The sequence below is a fragment of the Terriglobia bacterium genome (genome assembly GCA_036496425.1).
In the GTDB taxonomy this organism is placed as follows: Bacteria; Acidobacteriota; Terriglobia; order 20CM-2-55-15; family 20CM-2-55-15; genus 20CM-2-55-15.
On record DASXLG010000127.1, the window covers coordinates 1 to 11885 of the forward strand.

The following is an 11885-nucleotide window of genomic DNA, read 5'->3' on the forward strand; positions in this document are numbered from 1 at the left end:
GAAACGAGGGAAGCTCAGCGCGTCTTCTGTACATCGAGCGCGGTTGATCGCCGGATACCTTTACAAAGTCAGCTTTCCAGCAATCTGTTAAGTGCTTTATTGAGGGTGTCAAAACTTTGGAACCTGGACTGCAGGGTTCAGGTCGGCTAGAAAGATTGGCTGGATCAAACAACGATTGATCGTTGGCAGTTTCAGATCCGTTACCAAGCAAGGAAGCGACAAGTGAAACTCAATACTCCGAGAAGTCCCCACGTCCTCCGCTGTGCGATTGCAGTTCTCGCTGTCATCATCGCGGCCGCAGGTTCCGCATCCGCCGATTCCATTGATATTGATCTCTTTGGGTTCGGTCCTGGAAACACCTTGGCGGTCACCGACTGGAGCACGTCATTCGATATTCCCCAGTTCGATCCCGCGCTTGGAACGCTGCAGGAAGTCGACATCTCGTTCAGCAATACGATGAACACCAGCGGCACAGTGAAGAACACTGCGGCGATAATGGAAATGTTCAAGGTCACGATGGACCTCGAAACCGATTTAACTCTGATCAACGGGGACATCCTCAGTACAGATATCAGCAAGCAGCAGAGCTATAAACTGACATCTGGTCAATACGCGTCCTACGGAGCGTTTACGGATTCCGCGTCAACGACACTGGCTTATACCGTGGCCGACGGGGCGGCCTTTACGTCTTATGTCGGCACGGGCAACTTTACACTTTTCGCGCAGACCATGACGGGTGAGACCATTACCGGAGGTGGAGGTAATATCCTGACGAATACCTCGACGCTATCGAACATTTCGGGTGAAGTCGATTACGTCTACATCGTCCCGACCCCGGAACCCCCTGTATGGCTTCTCTTGCTGCCTGGTTTATTGGGCCTTGCGGGTTGGATGAGAATGAACGGTATTGCGGCTTACCCCCGCTGACGGACCTTCAGCGCGTAGCTGTTATCGTAGGTTTCCTGAAGATAAGTCTCGGCAGCGCGTTATTTCAAACGAGACACCGTCAAGAGCAACGTGCTCTTCGAAAGAGAAATTTCAACCACAGATTGAATGACTTACAACGGCATTAGAACTGGTTTCAAATTAACCGTTTTTTTCGTTTTGTTAATCGAGGCATAACACTTATAGTCTCGCATCCGAGTTTTTCAGGGTCGGCGAAGACAGAATGGCGCACACCATCTTCATTTTGGGGACGGATCCCCAGCAATGCAAGGAACTCAGGGAAATCCTTCAGGAACGGATAGCCGAAAATATCGTTACGCACAGTGGCGACGAGCTTCCCGCCGTTAAGGAATCCGACACCGTCATCATCACTTCCGAGGAAAAGAACACTGGGGTTCTCTACCGGCGTCTTTTGAACAAGCTCGAAGAACAGGTTCACCGGGCGGAGCTCCTGAGCCAGCTCATCCGGCTGTTTTCTTCCTCGCTTCAGATCGATGAGCTGCTCGAACGCGTTGTAACGAAATCAACCGAAGTCCTCGGAGACACCTCCTTTGTACTTCTTTCCAGTGAAACAGGATTGATGAAGCTTGAAGCGGCATTCTCCCGGAATCAGGACCGCTTGGTCAAAATGTTGATCGCGACTGCAAACCTGGGCACTCAAACATTGAAGAGCGATGCGTTATCGGAGGTCCTGGTGGATCGGCAGCCTGTTGTCATCGCCAACCTGCAACAGGCCCACCTTGCGCCGGAAATGCGCACTTTCGTCGAAAAGTATGGGCTGGTGTCGCTGCTTGCCGTTCCTATCCAGACGAAAGAAGTGGTCCTCGGCGCATTCGTGTCGGTCTCCGCGGAGCCGAAGAGTTTTACAAGCGACGATGTCGGCACCGCAGCGGCCCTCGCGGACTTCACCGCAATCGCTCTCGAAAACGCGGGCCTCTTTGCCGAACTCCAGCGCTCTGCAATCACGGATTCCCTGACAGGGGTATACAACACACGTTTCTTCCACGAGGCTCTCGGCCGCGAAACGGCGCGCGCGGACAGATACACAACGCCTCTTTCGCTGCTCATGATCGATATCGATTCCTTCAAACTCGTGAATGATACCTTCGGCCATGTGGTCGGCAATAAGGTTCTGACGCGGATCGCGGAAAGCCTGGACACCACCGTTCGAAACACGGATTTTGTTTTCCGCTGCGGCGGCGATGAGTTTGGAATCGTGCTGCCGGGCACCAATCTTGAAGGCGCGCTGCACGTGGCCGAAAAGATTTTGCAGCGCGTCGAAAGCGCGAACATTCTCCCTTCACTCGGGTACTCGGGCCATGTGACCGTCAGCATTGGTGTTTCGGAATATCATCGAGGAAGCCATTTTGAAACTCTCGTGGCCGAAGCCGACCAAGCCTTGTATTCTTCAAAACGATCCTCTAAAAACTGTGCCATAGCCTTCAAGGCAGCGGAAAGGTAGCCCTCGCTACACGCCGAAATTCACCCCCTCGAAAGCGCCGAAACTCCTTGAAAGCCTTGGGTTTGTAAATCTATATTAGCTCAGCATTTTAAGTTTCGGCCCACCCGTCACAGGCCTCTTAGTATCGGTGTCCCCACTCAATAAAGGTTGAACGGATCGGAGATCTTCTTGTCAGTGCCGGTTTGATCTCTCCAGACCAGTTGGAGTTTGCGCTCAAGGAACAGAAACGCACAGGCGAACGCCTGGGCGCACTCCTGCGCCAGTTGAACCTCGTCACGGAAGGCGATCTGGCGAAGGTGCTTGCGGAATCGGCCGGTATTGAGCACATCAACGTTCGCGCGGTGTCGATCGATCCAATTTACCGCGGCTGCTGGACATGGGTGTTGAGCCGTTCTTGGTCGCCTGGGCAGCGATGCAACGTACGGTCCCGCCCACCCTCTTTCAGGAGCGCCCACGTAGGAGCCACGCACCGGATACGATGCTTTGGTTCCGGGAGCGGACGGATCGCCAAGAATGTTTTCGATCAAATGACCTTCGATGGTGGTATGGCCTGTTTGTCCGGTCGCGTAGTCGGCGCTTGTGCCCGAAGTTGCCGAGGGCCGACCATGTTGTGGATGCGCTGGGAACCTGCCAGGTATATCCCGAGCCATTGGTGCCGGTGGTCGAACTACAACAATTGGTGAGGATCTCTACTTCGGCCGATGGCCGTATGGATGGCCGACCAGATCGTCCATCCTCCCCAGAGAATCGCTGAAACCAGACCAACCGTCACCACGAAAATGAAATAAACCCTGTCTTTCTCTGGGATTATGGGCAGTGTATGATTTGGGGGCTGCGAAGCCGCAGTTTCCGCATCCGTAGTCAGGGCCGCATCCGCCCGACGGACGGTTGCCTCGTCGCCTGCGCGTTGGGCTGCGGCTTCCAAGGCTTGCCAGGAGCCGGAGTCGGGTAGAAGGTCCACCGCTTTCTGAAAGGCGCGTTCCGCCGCAGCCGCATCTCCGAGCTGCGTTTCCGTCTGGCCTAAACTGTTCCAACCATTTGGATCCTCAGGTTTTGCGGCGATCGCCCGAAGGCTTTCGGTCTTCGCAGCGGAAAAATCGTGCTTCGCCAGATATATATAGGATAGGTTCACCGCTGTGAGCAGTTCCCCCTGCTGCCGGTAATAAGGATTCAGCCGGTATTCATACCGCCGCGATTCCAGGTTCAGCTCGAGGGCTTTGTTCACCTCTCCGTTCAAATAATAGTAGGCAGCCAATCGCGCCAGGATTTGCGGATCATGGGGAAACGCCTCCCGGTGCAGCTCCATGAAGTGGACCTGATCGTTCCAGTCGGCATTGCGCCGCTCGGTCTTCACTCCATACAGGACGAGCAGGATTCCGAACAGGGTCAGCGCCACCTTCCGGTTCATCCGTTGAAAGACCCCGGCTCCCGCAATCGCCACTCCTGCAAAGGCGGGGTACAGCCGATGCTCCATAATAAGGTCGGGCAGCGGCAGGACGATCATCGGGATCAACAATACCAAAAAGGTGATGATCCCAAACCCGATCGTCCGGTCGTGCTTCAGTAGATAGAATCCAGCTCCGAGAACGGCCAGAACCAGCAACCATTCCAGCACGACCGGCCCGCTCCATCCTGCAACGGGCTGAAAATCGTAGAACAGGAACTGCCGCTGCGGCCAGATGGCCAGTCCGAAGTACTTTGTGAGGATCGGTCCCTGCGTCAGGAAGTATTGATGCCACGGTATCCAGCCGAATGTTTTGACGCCGGCGCCGCCTTCGAAGGCTTTCCAGGCCGGATAAACCAGAACCAATCCGACCAATAGAATATAGGCTGCTGCGCGGCGGAACTTCGTCCGATCGAAGAACACAAACTCGATGAAGAGCAGCCATAGGGGCAGGATTACCGCCGTTTCTTTTGTTGTTGCCGCCGCGACGGCAAAGAGTCCCGTGGCGGCAAGCCACGCGTAACGCGGACCGGTCGCACCCTCGTAAGCAATCCGGCGGAATTTCACGTACGAGGCGGCGGCGAGAAACATGAAAAGTGCCGACATCGATTCAAACCGCTGGCTGACGTAAGTGACCGCCTGCGTCTGGATCGGATGGACCAGGAACAGCGCGCCGGCAACCGATGCGGGCAGCCACCGGCCGATCAATTCCCATGCCAGCCAGAACAACGCCGTCGCTGCGCAGGCATGGATAAAAACGTTCACGATCCGGAAGTAGAAGGGTTCACGCCACGGGAACAGTGGACCGATAACCGGCAGGATCTGCAGGTTCAACCAGAAGGAAAAGTAGCCGAGCGGACGCGAGTACCAACCGAAGTGTTGCCCGACCTGAACAACGTTCGGATCGTCAAGCATGAACGGCGCGAAAAAACCGGTGCTGTACAAGAGCAGCGCGCACGCAAACGCGCAGACGAAGAAAACCCGCATCTACGGCTCATCCCCTTCAACGCGGATCAGAGCCGGCTCTTCGGTCACACATGAAAGCGCTTTGATTTCGACCAGGGCTTGCTGAATGTCGCTTTCGATGGCGGTATGCGTCATGATCACGAGAGGCACCGAGCCTCCCTCCTTCCGGCCGCGCTGGATCATCTGGGCAATGCTGATTCGATGCTGGCCGAGAATTCCCGAAATCTGCGACAACACGCCGGGTTGATCGAGCGCCATCAATCTCAGATAGTAGAGACTCGTGACGGAATGCATCGGCTGCAGGGGCGGTCGGCGGAGCGCAAGCGCGGCAGCGCGCGGCCTTGATGAAATGGCCGCCCCTCCTTCCAGTATTTGCTTCGCGATATCCATGATATCCGCAACAACGGCGCTTCCGGTCGGCAGCGCGCCGGCGCCCCGCCCGTAGAGCATGATGTCCTGACACGCGTCACCCACGATCTGAATGGCATTGTAGACACCGCCGACCTTCGCAATGGGATATGTATCCGGAACCATAGTCGGGTGGACGCGCGCCTCGACTTTTCCGTCGTGCATTTTGGCGATCGCGAGCAGCTTGACCTTATATCCGAGCGTTCTTCCGAAATCGATATCGAGCGGAGTGATCGCCGTAATTCCTTCTGTGAAAATATCCTTGAGCGGAGCCTCGGCATCGAATGCCAGGTTCACCAGAATGGCGAGTTTATGGGCTGTATCGATGCCGCCCACATCAAACGCCGGATCGGCTTCGGCATATCCGGCGCGCTGCGCTTCGGCGAGCACGTCGGAGAACGAACGCCCCTCGTCGGTCATCTTGGTGAGAATGTAATTCGAAGTTCCGTTGATAATTCCGTAAATCGACAGAATCCGGTTGGCGGCGAGAGCTTCTTTCAGCGTTTTGATGACGGGAATTCCGCCGGCCACGCTCGCTTCGAATCCGACGCTCACCCCGGCAGTGCGGGCAGCCATATGGATCGCTGGTCCGTGGGTGGCAAGGAGCGCCTTGTTCGCCGTGACCACATGTTTGCCGCGGGCGATGGCCGCAAGGATCAGGGTTTTGGCGGGCTCTTCGCCACCGATCAGCTCCACAACGACGTCGATATCGGGATTCTCGACCACGGCTGAGGCGTTCGTGGTCAGTAACGCCGGATCGACCGTGATGCCGCGATCGGCATGGATGTTCCGCACCGCGATTTTCGTGACTTCGATGGGCGCGCCCACACGCCTCCGGATCAATTCCGCGTTATCGCGCAGGATGCGCAGAGTACCCGTCCCGACGGTGCCGAGACCGATGATCCCGATATTAATGTGGTCCTTCAACGGAATTAACCCCGAAAAAGGCGTTTCCGCCAGGACTGTTTTTGATATTCAAGCCGTTTGGGACGGATGGGATCAACCCCAACCACAATAAGGATAGTGGCCTTCTTAGCCATAGGTTAGAGGCAGTATAGCGTCAGTTCCAGCTGCGCGCTATCGCGCTTGCGCTTCGCGACAAAACCTGAAAAGAAGGTAAAGAATTAGCGCAATTCGTCGATGAGTTCTCCATGAGCCGCCCGATTCAGGCAGATCAACAAGACGAATTCGCCAGGAACCGATCCGCTTTCCGTTTATCGATGATCGCCGGCGAGCCTGTCTACCTTCTATTGAGCATGGATGGCGTTAACATTGACCCCGTCGTCGACGAACTCGGCGGAGGTGGAGCGCGGTTGGTCGCCGCGAAACACTTCGATGTGTTCGAGGAAGGGCAAATGATCGGACCGGCGGTCCTGGTTCTTCCCGACGAAGGAATGCCTGTCGTTTACCCGGTGGTGAAGTGGAAGAGCTTTCCGGTGATTGGGGTTGAGTTCATGCAGATCGACGAAAAAGACAAAGAGATGATTCTGCGCTTTCTCTTTAAGGTCGAGCGGCGCATCGTGCATGCAAAACCGAAAACGTCTCGTAAACACTCGAAATGACCTTCGTGTCAGTCTTTTAACCGGCGGCTGGCCCATTCCGCATGGGACCGCACCTGCTCGTCTTCGTGCGTGACGAATTTCCGAAGCTTGGGCAGGAATTCCTTGACCCCCGAGTTTCCCGCGACAACCATCAAGTTACGAAGCAGCCCCTTGATCTTCGCGCGCTTCATCGAAGTGCCGCGAATCATCAGCCGCCATTCATCCTCACTCAAGTCGAGAAGCCGGTCGATCTCGGGCCAGAACAAACCCGGCTTCGGCTGAAAATCCGGATTCGCGGAGAGTGGTGATTTGCGATTCCACGGACACACATCCTGGCAGATATCGCATCCGAAAAGATGATGGCCAATGCCTTCGCGCTCGGCTTCCGGAATTTCTCCGCGCAATTCGATTGTCGTGTAGGCGATGCACTTCCGGCTGTCCAGAACGTAAGGTTCGACGATGGCCTGCGTCGGACACGCGTCGATGCACCGCGTGCAGGTTCCGCATCGATCCGGAGCGGGCGTGTCCGTCGCAAGCTCGAGATCCGTGAGGATGCAGCCGAGAAACAGCCACGATCCCGCCTTGGGATGGATGATGCAGGTATTCTTGCCGAACCAGCCGATGCCGGCATACTTCGCGTAGACACGCTCCAGCAGAGGACCGGTGTCGATGTAAGCCTTCGTCTTTCGTGGAGAGTTCTCTTCGATCCAGGCCGCGATCCCGCGGACTTTTGCCTTCATCGCTTCGTGATAGTCCTCGCCCCAGGCATAGCGTGAGACCCAGGCACGCATGCGGTCGAACGCGGTTCGAGGCTGCGCGGCGTTGTAGTTCATCGCACAGACGATCACGGAACGGGCGCCGGACAGGACCGAGCCGGGCGTCATCTTGGCGGCTTCCTGGCGTTCGAGATAATGCATCTCGCCGCCGTATCCCTTCTCCAGCCATGTGGAATAGAAGACAGATTCGGGGAACGGCCCGATACCCGACACGCCCACCACATCAAAACCGAGCGATCTGGCCTTCTCTTTGATATCTTCGGCAGTCAACATGGCTCGATTTTCCGGCGCATTCAACCGCGCTTGAATGCCAGCATCTCCTCGACCGGCTTCGCATTCAAAACGCGATCCTTTTCAGTCCAACCGCGCTGCGCCGTCGCGACGCCGTACGGCAGATTCAGGAGGTCGTCGTAATTGTGCGAGTCGGTGCTGATGATCACGTGAACGCCCATCTCGCGCGCCTTCCGGCAATGCAGGTCGTTCAGGTCGAGGCGATGAAAATTGGAATTCACTTCAAGGCAGGTTCGGGTTCGCGCCGCTTCCTTCATGATCTCGTCGAAATCGAGATCGTACGGGTCGCGATCCCCCAGCAGCCGGCCCGTGGGATGACCGATGACGCGAACGTACGGGTTCTGCATCGCGCGGACAACGCGGTTGGTCAGCGACGCTTTGTCCTGTTTGAACCCGGAGTGGACCGAAGCTACGACGAAATCGAGCGTTGCGAGCAGTTCGTCCGAATAGTCCAGCGTTCCATCCTGGCGGATGTCGACCTCGGTTCCGGCCAGCACTCGAATATCGGGATACCTGGCATCGAGCGCGCGGCACTCCTCCGTGTGCTTCAACAGATCCTGATCGGAAAGCCCGCCGGCCACGCCAAGCGATTTCGAATGATCCGTGATGGCAATGTATTTATAACCACGCTTACGCGCGGCTTCGATCATTTCTTCGGAGGTATATTTTCCGTCGCTCCACGACGTGTGCATGTGCAGATCGCCGCGGATATCTTCCAGTTCGACAATCTGCGGCAGTCGTCCCTGCGCGGCTGCTTCGATCTCACCCCAGTCTTCGCGCAGGACCGGCGGGATATACGGCAATCCGAGCGTCTCGAAAATATCCTTCTCTTCGGCGCCCGCGACACATTTATCGTTGGCATCGAAGAGGCCATATTCGTTCAGCTTCAACCCGTGCTTGATGGCGCGCTCACGCATGCGGATGTTGTGCGCCTTCGATCCCGTGAAGTAATGCATGGCCGCGCCCCAGGACTTCGGATCCACGACTCGCAGATCGACCTGCAGATCGTCCTGAACGCGAACGGATGCTTTCGTTCCGCCCTGCGCCAGCACCGACTCGATGAAAGGCATCGAAAGAAACGCTTTCATCGTTTTGTCGAGATCGGTCGAGGCCGCAAGGATATCGACATCATGAACGATCTCCTTCATCCGTCGCAGGCTGCCGGCATAGGCCACACGCTCGGCGTGACCTTCAAGGTATTTGCAGAACTGAACCGCGATGGGAACCGTCCGGCCGAGCAGATAATTTCCGCGCCGGCGGCGGAAGACATCGATGCCTTTCAGGATGTTGTCGATCGTCTTCTGCTTGAATCCCGGAACACAAAGCAGTTGATCCGTCCTGCACAGTGCTTCGAGCTCTTCGACGGTCTGGATGCGGAACTTATCGTAGATTTCCTTGGCGGTCTTCGGCCCGACGCTGGGGATCTCGACTATCCTGACGAGGCCCGGGGGAACCTCCTCCTTCAGCTTTTCGAGGAAATCGATTTTGCCGGAGCGGATATATTCGTCGATTTTGCCGGCGAGGTCTTCCCCGATGCCCGGAACATTTCGCAGCGTGCCGTTCAGCGCAAGGGTTTCGATGTTGTCGGCCAGACCTTCAATGTTAGTCGCAGCCCGGCGGTAAGCGCGCACACGAAACGGATTCGCACCCTGAATTTCGAGGAGGTCGGCTATCTGATGGAATTGGAACGAGACCTCGAGATTGCGCATGAAGTGATCATAGCAATCTTTGGATCTCCCGGGAGGCGGATGTCACTTGCATTCCATCGCACGCATCCATGCGGCAGGCCAGCGCTTTCGACTCGCAAGCGCCGCTGCGAACCGTGACGGTGCAGTTGTTGCAGGTGCCGTTCCAGCAGAAGCGGCCGTACGGAATCGTTTGCGGAGCCGCAAATTGAAGACCGCGAAGCAGCGTGTTGTTCTCGGGCATCTCCATGTCCCGGCCCAAGACGCTCACCCGCAGAAGTTTCTCATAGTCACCGTAAAGTTCGGCGTCCACGACCTTCTTATCGGCGGGAAAGCGGCAAACTTTAGCCCGAATAATCCCAGACCTCCGACATCTGTTTGAGGGGAGCGTCTAAACCTTCAGGGATTCGTTTGTAATAAAACGGGGGAATTATGGAAACACTTCTTGTCGTCGCGATTGTTTTGACGGCGCTCGCCATCATCGTTCAGGCCGGCGTGCTCCTCAGCATGTACCTTTTATCGCGGCGGCTTACAAGCAAAGCCGAACTGCTGATGACTGAAAGCCAGCGGCTGATCGCACCATTGGAGTCGATAACAAGCAACCTGAAGTCCGTCGCGAACGACATGGCGGAAACCGGCAAGGTTGCGCATTCTCAGGTTCTGCAGATCCAGCGAATGCTGAATGAGACCCAGGCAAATATCCGTGTCCACATTGCAGAGGTCCGGGAAATGGTCCTCGATACGGTCGATGAAGCGCGAACCGTCGTCATGCGGCCGGTCCGTGAATACTCCGCAATCGCAATGGGCATCGCTGAAGGCATCCGCACGTTGTTTAAGGGCCGGCGAAAAGAATCCGCCGAAACCGGCGTCATTATTGAAGAGATCGTGATTGAACAGAAGCGCCCCGCGGCGTAAAGGGAAGGAACCACAAGAAGCACAAAAGGCACAGGAGCGTTCCGTCTCCTGTGCCTTTTGTGCTTCTTGTGGTTCCTTCCCCTCCTTCCTGCATGTTATTATTTCGGTTTCTTGTCTATCGCGGGCCGTTAGCTCAACTGGCAGAGCAACTGACTCTTAATCAGTAGGTTTCAGGTTCGATTCCTGAACGGCTCATTTTTAGAATCAATTAATTACGGCCGCCGTTCGGCGGCCGTTTTTCTTGGGGCATCGCTGTGGCACCCGACGCAATCAAACGAGTGTTTGGTCCGTCCCAAACCTTGGGCAGACGGCGCATGTTTTGACCTTGGCCGCCCACTCGTTTGGCACCAAAAACCCGTCGAGGCCGGTAAATGCCGCTTCTAATGCGTTGATCGTGCCGTGGTCGACATCGGCTTACCTTCGCGCTGCCTGACACGACAGCTCTCGACAACCTGACCAACGTCTCCGCACGCCTTCGGGTGCAGACTCAGTCCGCATAGGATATTCAGATAGCTGCCGGAGTCTGGAGCATCAGTGCGGCGCCGACGAAACTCTGGCGGGCATGATCCTGGAATTCCACGACATACGATTCAATGACCTTGCCGGCTTCCCATTCGACAAGGTCCACGGCGACAATTTCACCGGCTTGGCCTTTATAAGTTTCTTTTACCGGGGAGCTGACTATAACGCGGTCGCCGAGCTTGAATCGTGTCATGCGGCAAAAACTGTACGATGCAATTGAAAGAGATTCAAGCGGGGTTGCGCCGACAGCACACCCCGCGTTTTTCTCGTGCCGGGTTATTCCGTCTTTGAATCCGGATCAGGAAACTCGAAGGCGATCTGATGGCCGGGATAACGAAAACTGCGCATTATCGCGGCGCTGCCTTCGGGCGTCTCCCGGAAGGTAAACTCCGGTTGATCGGAAGGTTTGTCGACAAAATCGGGCACCGTCAGAACGGTTGCGTAAACCGTGGTTTCGGATTCGTTCAGAATCTGAAGCACCGGATTTATGGCGCTAATTCGTTTGATGACATAGGTTCCGGCCGGCAATATCACGTGACCGGGAATCGTTACCGGCTGATTGATCGTGAAAACCGTCTTCTGATCCCAGTCATCCGCCTTGAGTGTGGATAAAGAACCCATTACGAGAAACAAAATGAAAAGGACGAGCGGTGTTGAAAGTTTTCGAAGCATTTCAGCGAGACCTCCTGAATCGATCTACCTGAAATAGACTCATCCGAAAGTCGATAGGTTTTGCCGGTTAACATCATTTAACCGTTAAAGCGGCCGGCCTCGAATAATCCTTCGGAACAGCGCCGGCGCAAACCGGTGGACTTCCAGCGCCAGGCGTTCCTTTATTCGAACGGGATGGATTTCCTGTTTGCCGGACGCGGCGGCCGCAACGATTCGATCGGCGCATTCTTCCGGCGTCATGCCGCGGGCGGTTCGAGG

The 11885-nt window shown here is 56.0% G+C and carries 12 protein-coding genes and 1 tRNA gene; 5 read left to right on the forward strand and 8 right to left on the reverse strand.

All coding sequences use genetic code 11. The annotated features are described in order from the left end of the window. Nucleotides 1-222: 222 nt before the first annotated feature. Both VGK48_08710 and VGK48_08715 read left to right on the forward strand, forming a co-directional pair. A complete protein-coding gene (locus VGK48_08710) occupies nucleotides 223-927 on the forward strand; it encodes a choice-of-anchor E domain-containing protein (GenBank protein HEY2381251.1) in 705 nt (234 codons plus the stop codon). A gap of 241 nt (nucleotides 928-1168) precedes the next feature. Beyond that, on the forward strand, nucleotides 1169-2407 hold the full coding sequence (locus VGK48_08715; protein HEY2381252.1) for a sensor domain-containing diguanylate cyclase: 1239 nt from the start codon (nucleotides 1169-1171) through the stop codon (nucleotides 2405-2407). Between the two features lie 137 nt (nucleotides 2408-2544). On the opposite strand, the gene VGK48_08720 is transcribed toward VGK48_08715, so the two are convergent. From VGK48_08720 to VGK48_08730, 3 genes are all read right to left on the reverse strand, one after another. Further along, entirely contained in the window at nucleotides 2545-2934 is a 390-nt protein-coding gene (locus VGK48_08720; GenBank protein HEY2381253.1) for a hypothetical protein, read from the reverse strand. A 140-nt stretch (nucleotides 2935-3074) separates the two neighbouring features. Next, nucleotides 3075-4838, reverse strand: coding sequence for a hypothetical protein (locus tag VGK48_08725; GenBank protein HEY2381254.1), 1764 nt, complete (start codon nucleotides 4836-4838; stop codon nucleotides 3075-3077). Continuing rightward, the gene (locus tag VGK48_08730) at nucleotides 4839-6152 is read right to left on the reverse strand and encodes a homoserine dehydrogenase (protein HEY2381255.1); all 1314 of its coding nucleotides are present in this window, start codon (nucleotides 6150-6152) and stop codon (nucleotides 4839-4841) included. It lies immediately after the preceding gene. A 224-nt stretch (nucleotides 6153-6376) separates the two neighbouring features. Here VGK48_08730 and VGK48_08735 point away from each other — a divergent pair, with 224 nt between their 5' ends. Then, nucleotides 6377-6787 (forward strand): hypothetical protein, encoded by a 411-nt coding sequence (locus VGK48_08735; protein HEY2381256.1) that lies wholly within the window; start codon nucleotides 6377-6379, stop codon nucleotides 6785-6787. Nucleotides 6788-6795: 8 nt separating this feature from the next. Here the strand turns inward: VGK48_08735 and queG are convergent, their stop codons facing one another. From queG to VGK48_08750, 3 genes are read right to left on the reverse strand one after another with little or no spacing between them, the layout of a single operon-like run. Continuing rightward, entirely contained in the window at nucleotides 6796-7815 is a 1020-nt protein-coding gene (gene queG / locus VGK48_08740) for a tRNA epoxyqueuosine(34) reductase QueG (protein ID HEY2381257.1), read from the reverse strand. Between the two features lie 20 nt (nucleotides 7816-7835). After that, nucleotides 7836-9542 carry a DNA polymerase/3'-5' exonuclease PolX gene (gene polX, locus VGK48_08745; protein ID HEY2381258.1) on the reverse strand — a complete coding sequence of 569 codons (1707 nt, stop codon included), beginning with the start codon at nucleotides 9540-9542 and terminating at the stop codon, nucleotides 7836-7838. 7 nt (nucleotides 9543-9549) lie between these two features. Beyond that, entirely contained in the window at nucleotides 9550-9831 is a 282-nt protein-coding gene (locus VGK48_08750; protein ID HEY2381259.1) for a 2Fe-2S iron-sulfur cluster-binding protein, read from the reverse strand. A 119-nt stretch (nucleotides 9832-9950) separates the two neighbouring features. Here VGK48_08750 and VGK48_08755 point away from each other — a divergent pair, with 119 nt between their 5' ends. Then, a complete protein-coding gene (locus VGK48_08755) occupies nucleotides 9951-10433 on the forward strand; it encodes a hypothetical protein (protein HEY2381260.1) in 483 nt (160 codons plus the stop codon). A 122-nt stretch (nucleotides 10434-10555) separates the two neighbouring features. Beyond that, a tRNA-Lys gene (locus tag VGK48_08760) sits at nucleotides 10556-10628 on the forward strand. 310 nt (nucleotides 10629-10938) lie between these two features. On the opposite strand, the gene VGK48_08765 is transcribed toward VGK48_08760, so the two are convergent. Together VGK48_08765 and VGK48_08770 are read right to left on the reverse strand one after the other, a co-directional pair. Continuing rightward, a complete protein-coding gene (locus VGK48_08765; GenBank protein ID HEY2381261.1) occupies nucleotides 10939-11148 on the reverse strand; it encodes a hypothetical protein in 210 nt (69 codons plus the stop codon). 83 nt (nucleotides 11149-11231) lie between these two features. Next, complete coding sequence (locus VGK48_08770; protein HEY2381262.1) at nucleotides 11232-11627, reverse strand: hypothetical protein; 396 nt, start codon at nucleotides 11625-11627, stop codon at nucleotides 11232-11234. Nucleotides 11628-11885 lie beyond the last annotated feature (258 nt).